Annotated in this window: 24 protein-coding genes; 19 read left to right on the forward strand and 5 right to left on the reverse strand. The window is 62.4% G+C overall.

Annotated elements, in window-relative coordinates; genetic code table 11:
• Positions 1–78 precede the first annotated feature (78 nt).
• The 4 genes from modA (at position 79) to JG739_RS14615 (ending at position 3,129) form a co-directional block, all read left to right on the forward strand.
• Entirely contained in the window at positions 79–873 is a 795-nt protein-coding gene (gene modA / locus JG739_RS14600; protein ID WP_202367053.1) for a molybdate ABC transporter substrate-binding protein, read from the forward strand.
• Between the two features lie 13 nt (positions 874–886).
• Positions 887–1,591, forward strand: coding sequence for a molybdate ABC transporter permease subunit (gene modB / locus JG739_RS14605; RefSeq protein ID WP_202367054.1), 705 nt, complete (start codon positions 887–889; stop codon positions 1,589–1,591).
• Entirely contained in the window at positions 1,588–2,700 is a 1,113-nt protein-coding gene (gene modC, locus JG739_RS14610) for a molybdenum ABC transporter ATP-binding protein (protein WP_202367055.1), read from the forward strand. Before modB ends, modC begins: the two co-directional genes overlap by 4 nt.
• Before the next feature lie 87 nt (positions 2,701–2,787).
• Positions 2,788–3,129 carry a winged helix-turn-helix domain-containing protein gene (locus tag JG739_RS14615; protein WP_023798788.1) on the forward strand — a complete coding sequence of 114 codons (342 nt, stop codon included), beginning with the start codon at positions 2,788–2,790 and terminating at the stop codon, positions 3,127–3,129.
• Between the two features lie 16 nt (positions 3,130–3,145).
• On the opposite strand, the gene cobF is transcribed toward JG739_RS14615, so the two are convergent.
• On the reverse strand, positions 3,146–3,919 hold the full coding sequence (gene cobF, locus JG739_RS14620; protein ID WP_202367056.1) for a precorrin-6A synthase (deacetylating): 774 nt from the start codon (positions 3,917–3,919) through the stop codon (positions 3,146–3,148).
• Positions 3,920–4,155: 236 nt separating this feature from the next.
• On the opposite strand from cobF, the gene JG739_RS14625 reads away from it, so the two are divergent.
• From JG739_RS14625 to JG739_RS14650, 6 genes are all read left to right on the forward strand, one after another.
• On the forward strand, positions 4,156–5,163 hold the full coding sequence (locus JG739_RS14625; protein ID WP_202367057.1) for a DUF4424 domain-containing protein: 1,008 nt from the start codon (positions 4,156–4,158) through the stop codon (positions 5,161–5,163).
• On the forward strand, positions 5,163–5,681 hold the full coding sequence (locus tag JG739_RS14630) for a dihydrofolate reductase (RefSeq protein WP_202367058.1): 519 nt from the start codon (positions 5,163–5,165) through the stop codon (positions 5,679–5,681). The genes JG739_RS14625 and JG739_RS14630 overlap by 1 nt, the downstream gene beginning before the upstream one ends.
• Before the next feature lie 141 nt (positions 5,682–5,822).
• Entirely contained in the window at positions 5,823–6,923 is a 1,101-nt protein-coding gene (hflK, locus tag JG739_RS14635; protein ID WP_202367059.1) for an FtsH protease activity modulator HflK, read from the forward strand.
• Positions 6,923–7,903 carry a protease modulator HflC gene (hflC, locus tag JG739_RS14640; protein ID WP_202367060.1) on the forward strand — a complete coding sequence of 327 codons (981 nt, stop codon included), beginning with the start codon at positions 6,923–6,925 and terminating at the stop codon, positions 7,901–7,903. Before hflK ends, hflC begins: the two co-directional genes overlap by 1 nt.
• A gap of 6 nt (positions 7,904–7,909) precedes the next feature.
• The gene (locus JG739_RS14645) at positions 7,910–8,098 is read left to right on the forward strand and encodes a DUF2065 domain-containing protein (RefSeq protein ID WP_202367061.1); all 189 of its coding nucleotides are present in this window, start codon (positions 7,910–7,912) and stop codon (positions 8,096–8,098) included.
• Between the two features lie 138 nt (positions 8,099–8,236).
• Complete coding sequence (locus tag JG739_RS14650; protein ID WP_202367062.1) at positions 8,237–9,751, forward strand: DegQ family serine endoprotease; 1,515 nt, start codon at positions 8,237–8,239, stop codon at positions 9,749–9,751.
• A 43-nt stretch (positions 9,752–9,794) separates the two neighbouring features.
• Here the strand turns inward: JG739_RS14650 and JG739_RS14655 are convergent, their stop codons facing one another.
• Together JG739_RS14655 and serB are read right to left on the reverse strand one after the other, a co-directional pair.
• Complete coding sequence (locus JG739_RS14655; RefSeq protein WP_202367063.1) at positions 9,795–10,367, reverse strand: GNAT family N-acetyltransferase; 573 nt, start codon at positions 10,365–10,367, stop codon at positions 9,795–9,797.
• Complete coding sequence (gene serB, locus JG739_RS14660) at positions 10,364–11,251, reverse strand: phosphoserine phosphatase SerB (RefSeq protein ID WP_202367064.1); 888 nt, start codon at positions 11,249–11,251, stop codon at positions 10,364–10,366. The genes JG739_RS14655 and serB overlap by 4 nt, the downstream gene beginning before the upstream one ends.
• Between serB and miaA the strand changes: the two genes are divergently transcribed.
• The 4 genes from miaA to JG739_RS14680 all read left to right on the forward strand — a co-directional run bounded on the left by miaA (position 11,241) and on the right by JG739_RS14680 (position 13,779).
• Positions 11,241–12,209 carry a tRNA (adenosine(37)-N6)-dimethylallyltransferase MiaA gene (miaA, locus tag JG739_RS14665; RefSeq protein WP_202367473.1) on the forward strand — a complete coding sequence of 323 codons (969 nt, stop codon included), beginning with the start codon at positions 11,241–11,243 and terminating at the stop codon, positions 12,207–12,209. The two genes, serB and miaA, sit on opposite strands and share 11 nt — an antisense overlap.
• A 103-nt stretch (positions 12,210–12,312) precedes the next feature.
• Positions 12,313–13,104, forward strand: a complete 792-nt coding sequence (locus tag JG739_RS14670; protein ID WP_202367065.1) for a GGDEF domain-containing protein — start codon at positions 12,313–12,315, stop codon at positions 13,102–13,104.
• Positions 13,105–13,197: 93 nt separating this feature from the next.
• Complete coding sequence (locus JG739_RS14675; RefSeq protein ID WP_202367066.1) at positions 13,198–13,464, forward strand: type II toxin-antitoxin system ParD family antitoxin; 267 nt, start codon at positions 13,198–13,200, stop codon at positions 13,462–13,464.
• 3 nt (positions 13,465–13,467) lie between these two features.
• Positions 13,468–13,779, forward strand: coding sequence for a type II toxin-antitoxin system RelE/ParE family toxin (locus JG739_RS14680; protein ID WP_202367067.1), 312 nt, complete (start codon positions 13,468–13,470; stop codon positions 13,777–13,779).
• 50 nt (positions 13,780–13,829) lie between these two features.
• On the opposite strand, the gene JG739_RS14685 is transcribed toward JG739_RS14680, so the two are convergent.
• Positions 13,830–15,659, reverse strand: coding sequence for an ATP-binding protein (locus JG739_RS14685; RefSeq protein ID WP_202367474.1), 1,830 nt, complete (start codon positions 15,657–15,659; stop codon positions 13,830–13,832).
• 162 nt (positions 15,660–15,821) lie between these two features.
• Entirely contained in the window at positions 15,822–17,624 is a 1,803-nt protein-coding gene (locus JG739_RS14690) for an NAD(P)/FAD-dependent oxidoreductase (RefSeq protein WP_202367068.1), read from the reverse strand.
• 375 nt (positions 17,625–17,999) lie between these two features.
• Between JG739_RS14690 and JG739_RS14695 the strand changes: the two genes are divergently transcribed.
• The 5 genes from JG739_RS14695 to JG739_RS14715 all read left to right on the forward strand — a co-directional run bounded on the left by JG739_RS14695 (position 18,000) and on the right by JG739_RS14715 (position 22,246).
• Complete coding sequence (locus JG739_RS14695) at positions 18,000–18,305, forward strand: type II toxin-antitoxin system MqsR family toxin (protein WP_202367069.1); 306 nt, start codon at positions 18,000–18,002, stop codon at positions 18,303–18,305.
• A 2-nt stretch (positions 18,306–18,307) separates the two neighbouring features.
• A complete protein-coding gene (locus JG739_RS14700; RefSeq protein ID WP_202367070.1) occupies positions 18,308–18,727 on the forward strand; it encodes a type II toxin-antitoxin system MqsA family antitoxin in 420 nt (139 codons plus the stop codon).
• A gap of 397 nt (positions 18,728–19,124) precedes the next feature.
• Entirely contained in the window at positions 19,125–20,876 is a 1,752-nt protein-coding gene (locus tag JG739_RS14705) for an acetolactate synthase 3 large subunit (protein WP_244749948.1), read from the forward strand.
• An 81-nt stretch (positions 20,877–20,957) separates the two neighbouring features.
• The gene (gene ilvN, locus JG739_RS14710; protein ID WP_202367072.1) at positions 20,958–21,530 is read left to right on the forward strand and encodes an acetolactate synthase small subunit; all 573 of its coding nucleotides are present in this window, start codon (positions 20,958–20,960) and stop codon (positions 21,528–21,530) included.
• Between the two features lie 119 nt (positions 21,531–21,649).
• Positions 21,650–22,246 carry a LysE family translocator gene (locus JG739_RS14715; RefSeq protein ID WP_202367073.1) on the forward strand — a complete coding sequence of 199 codons (597 nt, stop codon included), beginning with the start codon at positions 21,650–21,652 and terminating at the stop codon, positions 22,244–22,246.
• Positions 22,247–22,381: the final 135 nt, after the last annotated feature.

Here is a 22,381-nt window from a genome sequence, read left to right on the forward strand (position 1 = left end):
CTTCCCTTGTTATATTCAGGCGGATATATCGACCGGCAGGGTCGCGCGCCGATCGGATTTCAAAGCCCCGGGAGTTTCATGCTGGTGCGCAACGGTTTCGGATTGAAGGCGGCCGCCATTGGCGGTCTTGCGATATTGATCGCCGCCATGTCGGTTGCCCATGCGGATGACAGGCTGATCGTCTTTGCCGCCGCGAGCATGAAGAACGCACTGGATGCAGTGAACACCGCCTGCGCCGCCGATGTTGGCCAGGTGGCGACCATTTCCTATGCGGCAAGCTCAGCATTGGCCAAGCAGATCGAGGGCGGCGCGCCAGCCGATGTCTTCATCTCGGCCGACCGCGACTGGATGAAATATCTGTCCGACAAGAAACTGACCAAGCCGGATACCGAAGTGAAGTTGCTCGGCAATCAGATCGTGCTGGTGGCGCCGGAGGGTTCGACCGTCGAAACCAGGATCGAGAAGGGTTTTGATCTTGCCGGGCTGATCGGCGACGGCAGGCTTGCGATGGGCGATGTCAAGGCGGTGCCGGCCGGCAAATATGGCAAGGCCGCACTTGAATCGCTCGGCGTCTGGTCCTTGATCGAAGACAAGTTGGCACAGGCCGAGAATGTGCGCGCCGCGCTCAAGCTGGTCGCGACCGGAGAGGCAGCGCTCGGCATCGTCTACGCCACCGACGCGCATGCCGAGCCCGGCGTCAAGGTGATCGGCACCTTCCCGCATGATTCGCATCCGCCTATCGTCTACCCGGTTGCCCAGATCGCGGATTCGAAGGACAAGGATGCGCCAGCATTCCTGAAATGCCTACAATCCGCCAAGGCAGGCGAGCTCTTCAAGGCGCAAGGTTTTACGGTGCTTATGCCGAGCAACTGAGGCACGCCAAAAGATGAATTGGTTGCTGGACCTCACTCCAGACGAATGGAACGCGGTCCGGCTGTCGATCAAGGTGGCGACAGTGGCGATGGTCGCCAGCCTGCCGCCCGGCATATTGATCGCGCTTGTGCTTGCCCGTGGCCAATTCTGGGGCAAGACGCTGCTTAACGGGCTGGTGCATCTGCCGTTGATCCTGCCGCCGGTGGTTATCGGCTATCTGCTGCTGCTCTCCTTCGGCAGGCGCGGCCCGGCCGGGGCGTTTCTGGCCGAGCACTTCGGCATCGTCTTCTCCTTTCGCTGGACGGGTGCCGCATTGGCCTGCGCTGTCATGGGCTTTCCCCTGATGGTGCGGGCGATCCGGCTGTCGATCGAGGCGGTCGACCGCAGAATCGAGGCGGCGGCCGGGACGCTTGGCGCCAATCCGTTTTGGGTGTTCGGAACGATCACGCTGCCGCTGATCCTGCCCGGCCTGATTACCGGCGCGATCCTGTCTTTCGCCAAGGCGATGGGCGAATTCGGCGCAACGATCACTTTCGTTTCCAACATCCCCAACCAGACGCAGACGCTGCCGTCGGCGATCTACACGTTCACGCAGGTGCCGGGCGGCGATGCCGGCGCGCTCAGGCTGACGCTGATCTCGATCGTCATTTCGATGGCAGCACTTGTCGCATCGGAGGTGCTGGCGCGGCGCGTCGGCAGGCGGATGGATATCGAATGACGGTCGTCGTCGACATCAGTCATCGGCTTGGCGACTTCGAGGTCGACGCCCGCTTCGAGAGCGCCGGGCGGCTGACCGCGCTGTTCGGGCCCTCAGGCTCCGGCAAGACGACGCTGATCAACATGATTGCCGGCCTGATCCGGCCGGACAAGGGGCGGATCGAGGCCGACGGCCGCGTGCTGGTCGATACGGATGCGGGTCGGTTCGTGCCCAAGCACAAGCGCCGCATCGGCATGGTGTTCCAGGACGCGCGACTGTTTCCGCATTTGAGTGTGGCCAGCAATCTGCGCTACGGCCGCTGGTTCACGCCGACGGCCGAACGCTATGCGGACATCAAAGCGGTTGTCGACCTGCTCGGCATCGGTGCTTTGCTCGACCGGCGGCCGGCAAAGCTTTCCGGCGGCGAGAAACAGCGCGTGGCGATCGGCCGGGCGCTGCTCGCCAGTCCGAAATTGTTGCTGATGGACGAGCCGCTGGCTTCGCTCGACGAGGCCCGCAAGGCAGAAATCCTGCCTTATATCGAGCGGCTGCGCGACGAGACGAAAATCCCGATCGTCTATGTCAGCCATTCGATCTCAGAGGTCGCGCGGCTGGCAAGCGACGTCGTTGTGCTGGCGCAAGGCAAAGTCGCTGCTTGCGGCCCGACCGGGGCGATCATGCAGCGGCTCGACCTGTTGCCAGCGGAGGAGCGCGGCGAGGGCGGCGCGGTGCTGGATACCACGGTGCTGCGCCACGACGATGTCTTTGGCATGACCGTGCTCGGCTCGGTGGCGGGCGAGATCCGCGTGCCGCTTCTGGCAGTGCCGGTCGGTGCGCCGATGCGCATTCGCATCCGTGCCCGCGATGTGCTGATCGCCACCGAACAGCCGACGGGCCTCAGCGCGCTCAACATCTTGTCAGGCACGATCGTGACGATGGCGCCGGGCGAGGGTCCCGCAGTCGAGATCGGCATCGACTGCCATGGCGCAACCGTGCTTGCCCGGATCACCGAGCAATCGCGGCAGACGCTGAAACTGCGGCTTGGTCGAGAGGTCTACGCGGTGGTCAAGACGGTTAGCTTCGACCCGGCGAATATGAGCGCCGGCCTGCCTGTCGAGGCGGATGGATGACCGGCGGATGATTGTCGCTATATCATTTTGGAATAGCGATAGCGCCGGAGAGCATCTAGGATGGATGGCGGGACTGCGGAGGAGCGAATGCCATCGCTGAGCTTGCGGATAAACCTCGATCCAGAAGGGCGCATCGGGCCGGGCAAGATCGAGCTTCTGGAGCAGATTGCCGCCTTCGGCTCGATCTCGGCGGCGGCGCGCGGCATGGAAATGTCCTACAAACACGCCTGGGATCTGGTCGAGGACATGAACCGGGTGTTCGGCAAGCCGCTGGTCGCGGCGCAGACCGGCGGGAAAAAGGGCGGCGGCGCCCAGTTGACGCCGGCCGGGCTTGCGGTGGTCAGCCGCTTTCGCGCCATCGAACGGGCAGCGGCTTCCGCGGCGGCGGCGCATCTGGAAGCATTACAGGCGGAGATCGATGCCGGGTGAGGTCGGTGGGCGGAGCCTACTCCTCCGGCTCGCCGGGCTTGCGCAGCAGATAGGTGTCCATGATCCAGCCTTTTTTCCGGCGGGCTTCCTCGCGGGTCCTCACGATCTCGTCGCCGACGTCGCCAAGGCGGCCGGAAATGAGGATCTCGTCGGGCGTGCCGAGATAGGCGCCCCAGTGGATGAGGAGGTCGTTGTCGTCCAGCGTGTTGAAGGCGCATTTGCCGTCCAGCATGACGACGGTGCTGCCGGCATTGTCGGGCAAACCTTCCTCGGTGAGCCGGCGGCCGGTGGTGATCTGAACCGCATCGCCGATGCGGTTCAGCGCCATCTTGTGGCTGGCGGCGAGCGCCTGGACGGCAGTGATGCCGGGGATCACCTCGAGCTCGAACGCGACATTGCCTCTCATGCGCACCCGCTCCAGGATGCGCAGCGCGCTGTCGTAGAGCGAGGGATCGCCCCAGATCAGGAAGGCGCCGCAGCCATCTTGCGAAAGCTCGTCGCGGATCAGGCTTTCATAGATCGCGGCGATCGCCTCGTGCCAGTCGTCGACGGTCGAGCGATAGGAGGGCGCTGGCTCGGCCCGCACCGGCACGTCGAATTCGACCCGGCGCGAGTTTGGATTGGTGACGAACCGGTCGCAGATGTGGCGGCGCAGTTCTGCAAGATCGCTCTTCCTGGCGCCCTTGTCGGGAATGAACAGCACATCGGCGCGGTTCAAGCCGTCGACCGCCTGCACGGTCATGTGGTCGGGATTGCCGGCGCCGATGCCGATGACGAGAAGCTTGCGCATGGGCGAACTCCTGCCCGATCGGAGCGTCGGTGTCCAGACGAGCCTGGTAAGCGCCGAGGCGTGCGCGGAAGGGCTTTGAAACTCCACATTGAAACGGCTAGAGCGACGTGCGTCCACTTGGACGCACAAAGTACGCTCTAGCACCTTAAATCCTCGCATCGTGCTTTCCGAAAATCGATTCCGATTGTCGGGCCGATGCGATAGAGTCATAGCGGCATCTCGCCAAGGGAGCTTCCATGTTCCGTTATGTTCTGACCGCCGCGCTGGTGCTTTCGGCCACGCCCGTATTCGCCAATGATTCGATCGCCGAATTGGGAACGGGCGGCCTGATCCTGTCGCGCAGCGACGCGGTCGCCATGGAGAGCGAGGACCTCTTCATCTCACCGGAAAAGGTGACGGTCGACTATGTCTTCCGCAACAACACCGACAAGGATATCAACGCGATCGTCGCCTTTCCGATGCCCGACATCGAAGGCGATCCGAACGAGATGCCGGCAATTCCCGACGGCCAGAGCGATAATTTCCTCGGCTTCGAGGTGACGATAGATGGCGTGGCGGCAAAGCCGCAGCTCGAGCAGAAGGCGTTTGCGCTCGGCATCGACATCAGTGCCGATCTCAAGTCGCAGAACGTGTCGTTCTACCCGTTCGGCAATGCGGCCAGGGCGGCATTGGCGAAGCTGCCGCGAGCGGTTGCCGACGACTGGGTCGACCGCGGCCTCATCATCGAAGACACCGCCGACGACGGTTCGGGCATGAAGTCAGTCTATGTGCCGTTCTGGCAATTGCGCTCGACCTATTGGTGGCGCTCGACCTTTCCAGCCAGCAAGGCAGTCCGCGTCGCCCATCGCTACAAGCCCAGCGTCGGCGGCACCTCCTCGCTCAGCTTCTTCTATGACGGCCAGTTCCAGGGCCAATACGCCGCCTACAAGGCTCGTTACTGCATGGACGCCACGTTCGAGAATGTGATTCGCAAGGCGGCGAAGAGCAATCCCGACGGCACTCCGAGGTATTTCGAAAACCGCATCGCCTATGTCCTGACCACTGGCGGCAACTGGGCGACGGGCTCGATCGGCAAGTTCAAGCTGACCGTCGACAAGGGCGATCCGAAGAACCTGGTCTCGTTTTGTGGCGAAAACGTCAGGAAAGTCGGGCCGACGCGTTTCGAGATGACTGCAGAGAATTTCTACCCTGAGCACGACATCGACATATTGCTGCTGGCACCTTCGGGCGGGAGCGGCGGCTGATGGACGTCGCGATCTATGTCGCCATCGCCGAAAACGGTGTGATCGGGCGCGATGGCGGTTTGCCGTGGCGGCTTTCCAGCGATCTCAAGCGGTTCAGGGCCGACACGATGGGCAAACCTGTCATTATGGGTCGCAAGACCTATGAAGGCATCGGCCGGCCTCTGCCCGGCAGACTCAATATCGTGGTGACCCGCGACAAGGCCTGGCGCGCCGAGGGCGTCGAAGTCGTGCATTCGCTCGACGAGGCGATCCGTCTGGCCAAGGTGCGCGGGCGCTGCATGCCTGGCGCCGACGAAATCTGCATCATCGGCGGCGGCGAGATCTATGCCCAGGCGCTGCCGCTGGCCGACCGTTTGCATGTCACCCATGTCCTTGCCGCGGTCGACGGCGACGCGCATTTCCCGCCGATCAACCCGGATTTGTGGCGCATCGGCCGCTCGCAGGACGTTCCGGCCGGTGAAAAGGATAGTCATGCGACACGCTATTCGGTTTACGAGCGACGCCGCGACGTGCATTGAGAGATGGTAAAGGGTCGCGACGGTCCAAATCGGACGGTGACGACGACCGATCGCGTTGAAAGCGCGCCGTCGCATCCCTATAGAAGAACAACACTGGATTTGCGTCGTCAGGCCGGCGCGTGAGGGAGCGAAAGGACATTCATGCCCTGGAACGACAAAAGCGGCGGCGGCGGCCCATGGGGCGGCGGCAACAGTCCAGGACCCTGGGGGCAGGGACCAAAGGGGCCTAGCGGTCCGCAGGGCTCGCCTCCCGATCTCGAAGACATCATCCGGCGCGGCCAGGACAGGTTGCGGCGTGCTTTGCCGGGTGGCGCTGGCGCCAGCCCAGCCGTATTCGGATTGATTGCGGCAGCGCTTATAGCGCTGTGGGCGTTCAAGGCGGTCTATACCGTGCAGCCCGACGAGGTTGCGGTAGAACTCAGATTCGGCGTGCCAAAAGCGGAGCTCTCCCAGCCCGGCCTGCACTTCCATTGGTGGCCCATCGAGACGGTCGAGACGGCCAATATCGCCGAACAACTCGTCAACATCGGCGGTGGCACGGCCTCCGGCAACGGTTCAGGTCTGATGCTTTCGGGCGACCAGAACATCGTCAACGTGCAGTTCTCGGTGGCCTATCAGGTCTCCGATCCGAGAGCCTATCTGTTCGACGTGTCCGATCCCGACGGCATGCTGCGCCAGGTCGCCGAAAGCGCCATGCGCGAAGCGGTCGGCCGGCGGCCGGCGCAGGACATCTTCCGCGACGATCGCGAGGGCATTGCAGCGTCGGTGCGCGAAATCATCCAGACGACGCTGGACGGCTATAAGGCCGGCCTGAACGTCAACGCGATCTCGATCGAGGATGCCGCGCCGCCGCGCGAAGTGGCCGACGCCTTCGATGAGGTGCAGCGCGCAGAACAGGACGAGGACAAGTTCGTGGAGCAGGCCAACCAGTATTCCAACCAGAAGCTCGGCCAGGCGCGCGGCGAGGCCGCACAGATCCGCGAGGAGGCGGCCGGCTACAAGAACCGGGTCGTGCAGGAGGCCGAAGGCGAGGCACAGCGCTTTATCTCGATCTATGACGAGTACGCCAAGGCGCCGGATGTGACGCGCCAGCGGCTTTATCTGGAAACGATGGAGAGGGTTCTGAAGGATTCCAGCAAGGTCATTATCGAGCAAGGCAGCGGACCAGGGGTCGTCCCCTATCTGCCGCTGCCGGCATTGCAGCAGAAGGCGCCGGCGCCGGTGCTGGGAGGAAACCAGTGATGGCCAACCGTCTTTCCATCATCGCCGTCATAGCCGCAGTCGTCCTGTTCTTGCTCTATTCGTCGGTCTTCGTCGTCAATGCGCGCCAGCAGGCGCTGGTGCTCAGGTTCGGCGAGATCGTCGACGTCAAGAGCCAGCCGGGCATCTATTTCAAAGCGCCGTTCGCCTTCTTCGATGCCGACAGCGTGCAGTTGATCGAAAACAGGGTGCTGCGCTTCGACCTCGACAACATCCGCGTCCAGGTTTCGGGCGGCAAGTTTTATGAGGTCGACGCCTTCATCGCATACCGGATCTCGGATCCGCGCGTGTTCCGCTCCGCGGTGTCCGGCCAGATCGAACTGGCCGAGGCACGCTTGAGGACGCGTCTCGACGCCGCCTTGCGCCGTGTCTACGGTTTGCGCGACTTCGAGGCGGCGCTCTCGGAAGAGCGAGCCGTGATGATGCGCGAAGTACGCGATCAGCTGAGGCCCGACGCCACGTCGCTCGGCCTGCAGATCGAGGATGTCCGCATTCGCCGGACCGATTTGACGGCGGAAGTCTCGCAACAGACATATGACCGCATGAAGGCCGAGCGTCTGGCCGAAGCCGAGCGGCTGCGGGCGCGCGGCAACGAGGCGGCGCAGCGCATCAGGGCGCGCGCCGACCGCGAAGTGGTGGAGATCGTCGCCGAAGCACGCAGAGAGTCTGAAATCCTGCGCGGTGAAGGCGAAGCTCAACGCAGCGCCACCTTCGCGAATGCCTACCAGCGCGATCCAGCCTTCTTCGACTTTTACCGGTCGATGAATGCCTACGGCACGGCGCTGGACAATACCGGGACGACGATGGTGCTGTCGCCGAATTCGGATTTCTTCCGTTTCTTCCGCAATCCCGCCGGCGCGGACACGCCGGCAGCAGCAGCGCCTGGGGCAGCAGCACCTGGTGCAGCAGCAGCGCCCCGTGCACCCGCTGCACCGACAGCGCAGCCAGGCACCGGCCAGTAGCGGCCGGTGCAGGACTTTCTGGCGGCGATAGGCCTGGTTCTCGTCGTCGAGGGCCTGGTCTATGGCGGCTTTCCCGGCCTCGCCAAAAAACTTGCCGGCGAAGTTCTGTCGATGCCGGAGAATACGCTGCGGATCGCCGGGCTGATTGCAATCGCCGTTGGTGTCGGCCTGGTCTGGCTGGTGCGTGGTGGATGACGATGATTCGGGATAACGGAGGATTTATCTTCCGCCGATAGCCATAGCCGCAAACGTGCCGTATTTCTTGCCAACATGGGCTCGACGCAGCGTCTTCGGCGAGCGCTTTTCTTCTCAGAGACACCGGGAGGCTTCTCGATGACATCCAACAGCTTTTTGCGCGCGGCGAAGCGGACGTTCACCGCGGGTGCTGCAGCACTTCTTATCGGCGCCGCTACCGTCCCGTCGCTGGTGACGCCCGCGGCCGCCGACGACGGTCCGGCTTCAGTCGCCGATCTTGCACAGGGCTTGCTCGGCGCCGTGGTCAATATATCGACCTCACAGAGGGTGAAGGGCACGGAAGGTCCGGGCGCGGTGCCGATGCCGCAGCTTCCGGAGGGCTCGCCCTTCCAGGACTTCTTCGACGATTTCTTCAAGAACCGTCCCGGCGAACAGGGCAACCCTTCGCAAAAGGTGCAGTCGCTGGGCTCAGGCTTCGTGGTCGACGCCGAGCAAGGCATCGTGGTGACGAATAACCACGTGATCGCCGATGCCGACGATATCGAGGTGAATTTCTCCGACGGCGTGACGCTGAAGGCGACGCTGGTCGGCACCGACACCAAGACCGACGTGGCGGTGCTGAAGGTCGATCCGAAAGGGCACAAGCTGACGGCGGTGAAATTCGGCGATTCCAGCAAGATGCGCGTCGGTGACTGGGTGATGGCGATCGGCAACCCGTTCGGCCTCGGCGGCACCGTGACGGTCGGTATCGTCTCGGCCCGCAACCGCGACATCAATTCCGGCCCCTATGACGATTTCATCCAGACCGATGCCGCGATCAACCGCGGCAATTCCGGCGGGCCGCTGTTCAACAGCGCCGGCGAGGTGATCGGCATCAACACGGCGATCATCTCGCCGTCCGGCGGCTCGATCGGCATCGGCTTTTCCATTCCCTCGCAGCTGGCGTTGGGCGTCGTCGACCAACTTCGCCAGTTCGGCGAGACGCGGCGCGGCTGGCTCGGTGTGCGCATCCAGCCGGTGACGGACGATATTGCCGAAAGCCTCGGCATGGCGACCGCCAAGGGCGCGCTGGTCGCCGGCGTCATCAAGGGCGGGCCTGTCGACAACGGCACCATCCTGGCCGGCGACGTTATCATCAAGTTCGACGGCAGGGACGTCAATGAAATGCGCGACCTGCCGCGCGTCGTCGCCGAGAGCACGGTCGGCAAGGCTGTCGACGTGGTCATCGTGCGCAAGGGCGTCGAGCAGACCGTGAAGGTGACGCTTGGCCGGCTCGAAGATGGCGAAAAGCTTGCCAGCGCCGAGAACGGCAATACCGGCAAGGACACTGACGACGAGGCGCCTGCCGTTTCGACGGCTTCGGTGCTCGGCATGACCGTTGGCGAACTCAACGACGAGACGCGGACGAAATTCGGCATTGCCGCCGAAGTCTCCGGCGTCGTCATCACCGACGTCGCCAAGGATTCGGCCGCTGCCGAACGCGGCATCCAGGCCGGCGAGGTGATCACCGAGATCGCGCAGGAATCAGTCGCCACGCCCAAGGATGTCATGGACCGGATTGCTGCGTTGAAGGAGCAGGGACGCAAGAATGCGCTGCTGATGCTGGCGTCGAAGAGCGGCGAATTGCGGTTCGTGACGATCCGGATGAATTGAGTCCGGTAAAATCTGCAGCACTTTGATTTAAGGAAAAAGGCGGCTAGCGGGCCGTCTTTTTCCTTGATTGCCAATCCTTGGCTGTCAGCCTGTAGAACACGTGCCGCTTGAGCCTGGCGTGGCTGTCCGGAATGCCGGGGTGGTCGAAATCGCTGGCCGGGTCGGCGGTCATGCCGAGGCGTTCCATGACGGCGGTGGACCGGCTGTTATCCCTGACGGCGAAAGAAACGATTTCCTCGAGGCCAAGGGTTTCGAAGCCATAGGCGAGCCAGGCTTCCGCTGCCTCGGTGACATAGCCATGGCCCCAGAATTCGGGCGCCAGGCGCCAGCCGATCTCGACGGTGCCGGCCGGCAGGAAGGGCAAATGATCGGTGTCGAGGAGGCCGACGAAGCCGATGCATTGGCGCGTTTCGATTATCTCGGCGGCAGCGAAACCGTAGCCATCCTCGGCAATCCAGGCGCGGAACTCGTCCATCTTGGCGTCGGCCTGCGCGCGGTCGCGGCGAAACGGAAAGAATTCCATGACGCGCTCGTCGGAGTTGATGCGGTAGAAGAGGTCGCGGTCGCGATCCTCCCAGTTGCGCAGGATCAGGCGCTCGGTGCGGATCGGCGTCACTCGACAAATTCCTCCCGCCGGTAGCCCTGCAGATAGAGAAGCGCGGTCAGGTCGCCATGGTCGATGCGGAATTTTGCCTCCGCCGCCACGACCTGCTTGGCATGAAGCGCCACACCGGTGCCGGCAAGCCGGATCATGTCGAGGTCGTTGGCGCCATCGCCGACAGCAATGGCGTCGGCGGTCGTCAGCCCGAGGCGCGCCGAAATCTCGAGCAGCGCATCGGCCTTGGCGGCACGCCCCAGGATCGGCTCGGCGACCAGCCCGGTGAAGCGGCCATCCTGCTCGATCAGTAAGTTGGCGCGGTTCTCCTGAAAGCCGAGCATGACGGCGATGCGTGAGGTGAAGACGTTGAAGCCACCCGACACGAGCGCAGTCCACGCGCCGTTGGCGCGCATGGTCTGGACAAGCGCGCGACCACCGGAAGCCAGGGTCAGGCGATTGGCGATGATGCGGTCGACCACGGCAGTGTCGAGACCTTTCAGCAGCGCCACCCGCTCGCGCAAGGCCGGCTCGAAAGCGATCTCGCCTTTCATCGATCGCGCCGTGATGGCGGCGACGTAATCCTTGACGCCGATCTCGTCGGCGAGCTCGTCGATGCACTCCTGGTCGATAACGGTCGAATCCATATCGGCGATAAGGATTTTCTTCCGCCTTCCCTCGTGCCGCTGAATGATGACGTCGACCGGTTCGGGTGCAAGCACCGTGCGCAGGCTGGCGGTCGCTTCAGCGGCTTCGGCCGTCTCGGGCAGAGCGAATTCGCAGGCGATGCCTTCGGCCAGCCAGCGAACAGTGCTTGCGCCGATCGACCGCGACGCCATATTCGCAAGCGCCGGCGACAATGCGCGACCGGCGGGATGGGATACAAGCGTGGCGATCAGCGGCATAAAAAATTCCGGCGGGCAGGCGGGCGAGGGCCGCGTTAAGAACGCGATCCTGATAGCCGGGCCGACCGCCAGCGGCAAGTCCGCCCTTGCGCTCGACCTCGCCGAGCGCGACGGCGGCGTCATCGTCAACACCGATTCGATGCAGGTCTATTCGGTGCTCGACGTGCTGACGGCGCGGCCAACTGCTGCCGAACTCGCTCGCGTCCCGCATTTCCTCTACGGGCATGTCCATCCTTCCACCGCCTATTCCACCGGCGCCTGGCTGCGCGACCTGATGAAGCTCATCGACGACGGCACGTTCGTCGAACGGCCGGTGATTTTCGTCGGCGGTACCGGGCTTTATTTCCGCGCGCTTGCCGAAGGCATTTCGGAAATGCCCGACATTCCGCAGTCGATCCGTGATCGCTGGCGCTACGAACTCCAGGAGCAGGGCGCAGCCAAGCTGCACCGCATCCTGCTGCGCGAGGATTCCGCAGCCGGCATGATGCTGAAGCCGACCGACGGCCAGCGCATCGTGCGGGCGCTGGAGGTGCTCGACGCATCGGGCCGTTCCATCCTGGAATGGCAGGCGGCGCGCGGCCGTCCACTGATCGACAGGGTCAGCACGCGCTTCCTTGTGATCGAGCCCGACCGGGCGGAGCTGGTGAAGCGGATCGAGGCGCGGTTCGACCGAATGCTGGAGAAGGGCGCCATCGATGAGGTCAGGCGGCTGGCCGAGCTTGGCCTCGATCCTGACTTGCCGGCGATGAAAGCCATCGGCGTTCGCGAACTCCGGGCCGCAATGGCCGGCGAGCTGAGTTTTCCCGAAGCGATCGAGCGCGCCAAGATCGCAACGCGACAATATGCCAAGCGCCAGGCGACCTGGTTCAGGCATCAGCTGGGTCCGGAATGGCTGAGATTGCGCCTTGGTGATCGTGTGGGATCCACGATCTCGGATACCCTTTTCAGTGCAACCTGAAAAGTTGACTTCAAGAGAAGACTTCCCGTTGAAGTTGTCCTAATTAACCCTCCGTAAGGCCGTCGATGCCATAACGTCTTTAGGGTTTTGCAACGGGGAGCAGATGCGTTTTCACAAGGCGGAATCAGCCTTTTTCGTCTTCATCTTCGTGATCCTGGCCGCCGGCCTGGTGACGCTTCACGCCTATGGGCTTCTGCAGGCGCTCGCGGCGGAGATCACTACGCCCGCCGGGATTGAGGAGACCGTTTATCTCAACAAGCTGTTGTTTGGGACCGGCGTGCTTTTGGCGACTGCCCTGTTCTTCGGGATTTTCTTCATCTACCCGCTGATCCGCAAGCAGGCGACGGAAGAAGGCAAGCTGCGCGCCATGACAGTTTCGCTCAGCGCCCGTTCGGAAACGCTGGAGCATGCGGCGCTGACCGACGGCCTGACCGGTATGCAGAACCGGCGCTATTTCGACGATGCACTGAAGGAATATCTCGAGGAATTCCGTCGCATCGACAAGCCGGTCGGGCTGATGATCCTTGATCTCGACCATTTCAAGCAGGTGAACGATACCCACGGTCATGACGTCGGTGACGAGGTGTTGCGGGCGGTCGCCAATTGTCTCAAGGACATGACGCGTTATCACGACGTGGTGGCGCGCCTGGGTGGCGAGGAGTTCGCGGTGGTCACGCCCAACATGGATGCCGAACTGCTATCCAAGTTCGCCGAGCGCATCCGCAAGGCGATCGCCAATATGTCGATACTGTCCGGCAATGTCCGGCTGAAGATCACCACCAGCGTCGGCCTTGCCGTCTGGGATCGCAAGGAAACCGCCGAAGAATTCTATCGCCGCGCCGACCGCCAGCTGTATGAGGCCAAGAGGCAAGGCCGAAACCGCGTCTGCGCCTGAAATCCCATGCTTGGCGAAATCTCGCGTATTGCCAATAGTTGACATCTATTGCTAGATCGTGCTGTCAACCTATTATCTCGATAGGAGGCCACCATGCCAAATTACGCTCTCAATGATCACTACGAGAACTTCATCAGGAAGCAGCTCGAATCCGGCCGCTACAACAATGCCAGCGAGGTTGTGCGTGCGGGCCTGCGCATGCTCGAGGATTTCGAGGCGGAGCGCGAGAAGTGGCTCCGCGAGGAGATACCTTCCCGCTTGGCCGAGTTCCAGCAAGATCGGACGAAGGGTATCCCGGCCGACACGGTCTTTTCCCGATTGGAAGGGCGTCACCGCGCGAACCTGGCCAAAGCCAAATAGGGGATGGATTATCAGGTCGTCTTTCATCCCAAGGCGGAGGCAGAGCTACAAGGGCTCTATGACGATATCGCGGAACGAGCCTCGCCCACCATCGCCTGGAATTTCGTTGCCGGTGTCCGCGACCATTGCCTCGGGCTCTCGACGTTCCCGCAACGGGGCACCGAGCGGCTGGAGGTCATGCCTGGTCTGCGCATTATCGGCTACCGGCGCACCGTCAGCATCGCTTTCGCCGTCGACGGCGAGCGGGTGCTGATTTTGGGCATTTTCTATCGCGGCCGGAACATCACGCCGGAATTTTTCGAAGAACGTCTTTAGACGCCTGGCGCCGGCCCCTAAACCCTCTCGCCATTTTTTTACTGGCCGCCTCAATCGTTCTGCGGGCGCAGGCCGAAGGTTGTCGGCCTGAGGCCATAGCGCAGGTCGAAATCGTCGTCGGGTTGGACGCGGGGGGTGGGCGGCTTGCGATAATCGGGATCGCCGGCCTGCCGGCTCGAATCGACGGCTTCGGCGAAGGCCATCGCCTGCTGCGGCTTTGGCACGTTGCGGAGCCTTTCGACGATCGCCACCAGATCGACATCATGGCCAAGCTCGGAAGGCAAGGCTTGCTCGCGCTTGGCGGTGCCCGGGATCAGACCCTCGGACAGTTTTTCGAATTTCATTCGCATGGTCGTCGCCACGCCTTCACCAAAGGCGATGGCTTCGCGCTGGCCCATCGAAGACAGGAATGCCAGTGTCGAGGCCGAGGAATCGGCGATCGCCGAGCGGATGATCGCCTGGTCCTGCTCGTTGGCGAGCCGCATGGCAAAAAAGGTCGAGCACTGCGACAGGATGGTGGGATCGAGTTCGCCCGGGCGCTGGGTGACGATGCCGAGATAACAACCATACTTGCGGCCTTCCTTGGCGATGCGCGACAGCGCGTGCCGGGTCGGCGCGAAACCAAGGCGCGGATCGGCCGGCATGTAGCGGTGCGCTTCCTCGCACAACAAAAGCAGCCGCAGCCGGCCTTCGCTCCACAGCGCCAGGTCGAAGGCAAGACGCGCCAGCACCGAGCAGACAGAATTGACCACTTCCGAAGGCATGCCTGCCATCTCGAAGCAGGTCACCGGGCGCCCGTGATGCGGCACGCGGAAGATGTTGCCGATCGTCTCGTGGATGGTGTCCTCGATCAGCCGCGAGTTGAACATGAAGCGGTAGCGCGGATCCGAGGCTGCCGATTCGATGCGCGTCTTCAGCGATTTGAGGGTGGGACGGTCGTTCTTGCTTTCCAGCAGTCCCATGCGCTCATCGATCTGCTTGATGAGATCGACAATGCGATAGGGCACCGGCGTGTCCGCGGTCAGCGCATCGCTGCCGCGCCTGAGATAGGTGCCCGAATTGGGATTGCGATAGAGGTTTTTGGCCGCCGGAATGAGATCGCGCAAGGCGTCGACCTCTTCCGGCACGGTCTCTCGACCGCGAAACAGCACTTCGGCAAACTCCTCGAGCTTGAACATCCAGAAGGGCAGGTCCAGCGTCGTCGAATCGACCTTGACGCAATGCTCTGGCAAGGACGCGGCGAACTCGTTGTGCGGATCGAGGATGAGAACGCGCAGGTCGGGTCGAGCCGCGAGCGACTTGCGCAAAAGCAGCGAGACGGCGGTGGATTTGCCGACGCCGGTGGTGCCGACAATGGCGAAATGGCGCGCCAGCGTGTCGTCGATAGCGATGTTGGCGTCGATCGCCTCATCCTGTGACAGCGTGCCGATGGTGATCGAGTGACGCCCGGCGAGGTCATAGACCGCCTGCAGGTCGCGGCTGCGGATGCGGTGGGCAATGGCGCCGATATGCGGATAGGCGGTGATACCGCGGTCGAAAATCGGTTTGGCGCCGGGCTCGGCGCCGTCGCGCACTTCGCCGATGAGTTCGATACTGACCTCGATCGGGTTCTGGCCCTCATCGTGCCAGGCGCGATCCGACTTGCCGACTGCGTAGACCAGCCCGACGGTTCGCGTGTTGCCAAGGTTGATGGAGATCATCTTGCCGACGCTCCAATGGCCGGTGACAGTGCCGACGAAATCGGCGGCATGGGCGCTGATGATGGCGCGCGCGCCGTCGCACTGGACGACATTGCCCAGAACGCGCTTGTCGCTCTGCTCCGCCTTGCGGCGCTCCTGCAATGTCGGCTCTCCGACGGAGGCGTCGCGGTCGATGAACATGGACAGGCTGTTTCCCATTTCCCCTTCCCATTTCCCCAGGGCAATCGACCTTACACCGACGGGGTTAAGGTGGGGTGAGGTCGGATGGTGTAGGGACCATTAAGCCGGTCGCGAAAATTGAACCGACTGGCATCGGGCCTTCCCGGTGACAGCCTCTAATCTCTATCCCGCGTGATACACCTGCTGCAGCCCGTAGACCGGCGTCGCGATGCCCTCGTGCCGTGCTTTCAACTGCAGCGACAGGAACTGCGAATAGTGGCGTGACTGGTGCAGATTGCCGCCGTGGAACCACAGCGCTTCCTGTTGCGTCGGCTTCCACATGTTGCGCTGCTCGCCCTCCCAGGGACCGGGATCCTTGGTGGTGTTCGAGCCGAGCCCCCAGCATTTGCCGACTTTGTCGGCGACCTCTTTCGAGATCAGCTCCGCCGCCCAGCCGTTCATCGAACCGTAGCCGGTGGCATAGACGACGACATCCGCCGGCAGCTCGGTGCCGTCGCTGAGCAGCACCGAATGTTCCTTGATCTCGGTCACGTCGACGCCGCTCTTCAGCTTGATGGCGCCGTCGATGATCAACTGGGAGGCGCCGACATCGATATAGTAGCCGGAACCGCGCCTGAGGTATTTCATGAACAGGCCCGAGCCGTCGTCACCCCAGTCGAGCATGAAGCCAGCTCTTTCCAGGCCCTCGTAGAAGGCGGCATCACGCTCCTTCATCTTCTCGTACAGCGGAATCTGGAATTCATGCAGGATCTTGTAGGGCAGGGAGGCGAAGATGAGATCGGCCCTGGCCGTGGTCATGCCGTTTTGCACGGCCTGTTCCGAATAGAGGGCTCCGAGCCCGATATCCATCAGCGTGTCGGATTTGACGATGTGCGTGGTCGACCGCTGCACCATGGTGACGTCGACGCCGGCTTCCCAGAGTGCGGCGCAGATATCATGCGCGGAATTGTTCGATCCGATGACGACGACTTTCTTGCCAAAATAGCTGTCTGGACCGGGATGTTTCGAGGAATGGTGCTGATCGCCCCTGAAATTCTCCATGCCTTTGAACTGCGGGATGTTGGGCCGGCCCGACATGCCGGTGGCCAGCACCAGCTGCTTGGGCTTCAGCGTGATGTCCTTGCCGTCGCGATGGACGACGACCGTCCATTCCTTGTTCTGATCGTCATAGGTGGCGCTCTTGGCCTCAGTGGAGGACCAATAGTTCAGCTCCATGACCTTGGTGTACATTTCCAGCCAGTCGCCGATCTTGTCCTTGGGCGAGAAGACCGGCCAGTTCTTCGGAAAATCGATATACGGTAGATGGTCGTACCAGACCGGATCATGCAGGCAGAGCGACTTGTAACGCTTGCGCCATGAATCGCCGGCACGCGCGTTCTTCTCGACGATGATGGTCGGCACGCCGAGCTGCCGCAGCCGGGCACCGAGCGCGATGCCGCCCTGGCCGCCGCCGATGATCAGCGTGTTGGGCTGACTGACAAAGCCGAGGTCGGCGGCCTCTTTCTCGCGCTCCTCTTTCCAGGTCGGCCGGTTTTTGCCGTGACCGTGCTTGGCGCCTAACGGCCGGGCGAAGCCGGCGGGTTCCTCATGGCCCTTCAGCTCGACCATGGTGGTGAGCAGCGTCCAGATCTTGCCGTTCTTCAGCCTGATATGGCCGAAGCCGCGCGCAACCTCGGTTTCGAAACTGATCCAGCCTTCTAGCAGCCCGTCGCTCTCTGTGACGTCTTCGCCTGTCGCAAGCGCCCAATTCGATGGCTTTATCTTCGCCAACTGGCTCATCAGCATATCGCGCACCTGGTCGCGACCTTCCATGGTCTTGATGTTCCAGGTGAAGGTCACCAGGTCGCGCCAGTAGCAGTCTTCCTGAAAGCACCCGACCACTCCGTCGAAGTCGCCGACGGCGAGCGCTGCGCTGAATTGGTCGAGCAGGTCGGACAGTTTCTTGGCTGGAGCCTTGTCGAGCATCAATTTCCTCCCGTGAAGTCCTGGTCGTCATCGCGGCTTGCCTGACCCTCCCAGGCCGGTCGACCGGGAGTATCGCGGCAAACTGTGCGCCGCGTCACGTCGTCAAATAGTTTGGCGTGGTTTCAATGGCTTATCGGGATGATCGAGGACCTTTGCTACAGGATGAAGTGGCCAAGCTGGAAGTTCCTATAAAGCGGCAATGACTCCGAACCTGCTTTGGAAATAAGCGGGTCGACGGTCGAGCCAGGGACGAGAGCTGAGAAACCGAAAGGGTATCCGCTTCGGCCGTTGCGGGCGCAAAGCCAACCCAACGAGGCGAGGGCAGGGTGATGGCGGCGATCTTGAATTGCCCCCTTTATGGTGGCATATAGTGCCATGGAGAAGCGGCGGCCGACTTATGATCTTGATGCCATCAAGGCGGCAATCGGATCGATCGAGACGCTGGCCATCACAACCTCAGCCTTGCGGCACGCCACAAGTCTCGGCTTTGAACGTGCCGGCATCGTCGAGGTGATCGGGAGCATCGAGCGGAAAATGTTCTTCAAGTCGATGACGACTTTCGCCGATCACCGTGTCTGGCAAGACGTGTACCACGTCCCGGCCAGGGGTTTGGTTCTCTATGTAAAATTTCAGGCGGATGTCCTGACAGAATTCACCGTCATCTCGTTCAAGGAGAAATGATCATGGCAGGGCGCGAGAAGATATTGTCCGACACGATGATCTCCCCGGAGACTGGTGAGACGCTGACGCGTGGCGTCCGGCCGTTCATTGTCGAGTACAAAGGGGAAAGCGCTACAGTCGACCTTCCGGGCTACTATCCGGCCGAGGAGGGGGACGGCGTGCACGTCGGCAAGGATATGAGTGTTGTCGACGAGGCGCTGCGCAGCCTCAAGGAAAAGATCGACGGCGTGCCGGCGCCGGCCACCATCCGGCGGATCCGCGCCAAGCTGAAATTGTCGCAGCGGGACGCCGGCGCGCTGTTCAAGGTGGGCGAAAACGCTTTCGACAAATACGAACGCGGCTTGGTCGAGCCGAGCGGTCCCACAATCCAGCTTATGACGCTTCTCCAGAAACATCCCGAACTTCTGGACGAGTTGCGGTAGCGTTTTTGCCCGATGGTCCGGGTTCGCAACGATTACTGCCGGCGATCGAACCGCAGCGGTGTCTTTTGGCGAAAATAGCTGGCTCGGTGCGATGACAGACACCCGGCGCGTCTGATATGGCCGGGTTCAAGCTTCTGGCGTCTTTCATATTCGCCGTTGACAGCGGCGCAAAACCAATTCTATTGTCCGCCACCATGAAAACGGCACTCATTCTCGTAGTAGGAAAGCGTGTGGGCAAGGCGGTGTAACCGCCGGGCGAAAACCTCCCATGCGCAGACACAGGCTCCCTCGGGGGCCTTTTTTATTGGCCGAAACACGACTAAACGACCAGCAATCGCCCGATGGCGGACAGTACGGGACCAGACCGATGAGCAGTGGACAGAACGAGCGGCGCGAAATGACCGGTGCCGAAATGGTGGTGCAGGCGCTGAAGGACAACGACGTCAAGCACGTTTTCGGCTATCCGGGAGGCGCGGTTCTCCCGATCTATGACGAGATCTTCCAACAGGACGAGGTCGAGCACATCCTTGTCCGTCACGAGCAGGGCGCCGGTCATGCGGCGGAGGGCTATGCGCGCTCGACCGGCAAGGCCGGCGTCATGCTGGTGACCTCGGGGCCGGGCGCCACCAACGCGGTGACGCCGCTGCAGGATGCGCTGATGGATTCGATCCCGCTGGTCTGCCTGACCGGTCAGGTGCCAACCCCGCTGATCGGCTCGGACGCCTTCCAGGAGTGCGACACGGTCGGCATCACGCGGCCCTGCACCAAGCACAATTGGCTGGTGAAGGACGTCAACCAGCTCGCGGCGATCATCCACGAGGCCTTCCACGTCGCAACGACAGGACGTCCCGGCCCGGTCGTCGTCGATATCCCCAAGGACGTGCAGTTCGCCAAGGGCACCTATGTGCCGCCGCAGACGGCGCCGCGCACGAGCTATCAGCCCAATGTTCAGGGCGACCTGGAAAAGATCAAGGCGGCGGTCGAGCTGATGGCCAGCGCCAAAAGGCCGATCCTCTATACCGGCGGCGGTGTCATCAATTCCGGTCCGGAAGCCAGCCATCTGCTGCGCGAACTGGTCGACCTCACCGGCTTCCCGATTACCTCGACGCTGATGGGGCTTGGCGCCTATCCGGCATCGGGCAAGAACTGGATGGGCATGCTCGGCATGCACGGCACCTATGAAGCCAACATGGCGATGCATGATTGCGACGTCATGGTCTGCATCGGCGCGCGCTTCGACGACCGCATCACCGGCCGGCTCACCGCGTTCTCGCCGAATTCGAAGAAAATCCATATCGACATCGATCCGTCGTCGATCAACAAGAACGTCCACGCCGATGTGCCTGTCATCGGCGATGTCGGCCGGGTGCTGGAGGATCTGGTGCGGCTGTGGCGGGCGACCGCCAGGGCCGACAAGAAGGCGCTGCACCCATGGTGGGAGCAGATCGCGAAATGGCGGGCGCGGGATTCGCTTGCCTACAGGATGAACCACGACGTCATCATGCCGCAATATGCCGTGCAGCGGCTCTATGCGCTGACCAAGGACATGGACACCTACATCACCACCGAGGTCGGCCAGCACCAGATGTGGGCGGCGCAGCACTATCATTTCGAGAAGCCAAACCGCTGGATGACCTCCGGTGGGCTCGGCACGATGGGCTACGGTCTGCCGGCGGCGCTCGGCGTGCAGATCGCGCACCCGGATGCGCTGGTCATCGACATTGCCGGCGACGCCTCGGTGCAGATGACGATGCAGGAGATGAGTGCCGCGGTGCAGTACGAGGCGCCGATCAAGATCTTCATCCTCAACAACCAGTATATGGGCATGGTGCGGCAGTGGCAGCAGCTTTTGCACGGCAACCGGCTCTCGCATTCCTACACCGAGGCGATGCCGGATTTCGTCAAGCTTGCCGAAGCCTATGGCGGCCACGGCATCCGCTGCGAGAAGCCGGACGAGTTGGACGACGCGATCAGGGAAATGATTTCGGTGAAGAAGCCGGTGATCTTCGACTGCCGGGTCGCCACTCTTGCCAACTGCTTCCCGATGATCCCGTCGGGCAAGGCGCATAACGAGATGCTGCTGCCGGACGAGGCGACCGACGAGGCGGTGGCCATCGCCATCGACGCCAAGGGCAGGGAACTGGTGTGACAGTCAGCCGGGGCAGGGCTGTCGGAAGAAGCCGTGCGGAAACAGAGAAACAGCTCAAAAGTTTGAATCGAGAACCATGTCATGAACGCACAGCTTCAACCGACCGGCTCGGCCTACTTCCTCGCCAAGGAAACGGAAAGACCGGAAATCCACACGCTCTCCGTGCTGGTCGACAATGAGCCGGGCGTGCTTGCGCGGGTCATCGGCCTGTTTTCCGGACGCGGCTACAATATCGAGAGCCTGACCGTTTCCGAAACCGAGCACGAGAAGCATCTGTCGCGCATCACCATCGTGACCCGCGGCACGCCGCATGTGCTGGAGCAGATCAAGCACCAGCTCGAGCGCATCGTGCCGGTGCACCGTGTCGTCGACCTCACCGTGCGCTCGCACGAGCTCGGCCAGGAACGGCCGCTGGAGCGGGAACTCGCGCTGGTGAAAGTGGCCGGCACCGGCGAGGGCCGCGTCGAGGCGCTGAGACTGGCCGATGCCTTCCGCGCCAGCGTCATCGACGCCAACACCGAGCATTTCATCTTCGAGATCACCGGCAAAGGCTCCAAGATCGACCAGTTCATCGCCATCATGAAGCCGCTCGGCCTCGTCGAGATCTGCCGCACCGGCGTGGCGGCGATGAACCGCGGCCCGCAAGGGATGTAAACCGTCCGACGCCATGGCTCCAACGCTCTATCGCCGCCTGTTTGTTGGCTGCGGTCGTGAGCGGCCTTTGTGCGCCGGACCTAAAAAGACAGTATTGCTGACCTACTTGGGAGGAAGCCATGAGTCTCGATGCATTTCTTTTGCTTCTGGTCTATGCCTTCGTGACTTCGATCACGCCGGGCCCGAACAACTTCATGCTTTTGGCTTCCGGCGTGAATTTCGGTTTTACCAAAACCATTCCGCACATGCTGGGCATCAGCATCGGCTTCCTCGTGCTGTTGCTTGCCGTCGGCTTCGGTCTTGGCGCGGTGCTGACTGCGTTTCCGGCTCTCCACACCGCACTGAAGATCGCTGGCGGCGTCTATCTGCTCTATCTCGCCTGGAAGATCGCCATGGCGCGTACGCTCGGCAGCAAGAGCGAGGCCAAGGCGCGACCGATGCGCTTCATCGAGGCGGCAGCGTTCCAGTGGGTCAATCCCAAGGCGTGGGTGATGGCGATCACCGCCATGGCCATCTATGCCGTTCCGGAGCATCCGTTTCTGTCGGTGGCGCTGGTTTCGATAGCCTTCACCGTCGTCAACCTGCCGAGCGTTTCGGTGTGGGCAGGTTTCGGCACGGCGCTGCGGGGTTTTCTGTCGGATCCGCTGCGGCTGAAATGGTTCAACATCGCCATGGGCGTGCTGCTGGCAGCGACGCTGTGGCCGATGCTGCGGTAGCTGCTGTTTTTATTGTGCACTGCACATTAAATCTTCGTAATGCCGGGTTTTGGCCCTTTATCGCCTTCTGCGCCCTCTATCTATCTGGTGAAACCGCGGCACGAGGCTGCGAGTTATACCGAGCTATGACCACCG

The organism is Mesorhizobium sp. L-2-11, assembly GCF_016756595.1.
Lineage (GTDB): Bacteria > Pseudomonadota > Alphaproteobacteria > Rhizobiales > Rhizobiaceae > Mesorhizobium.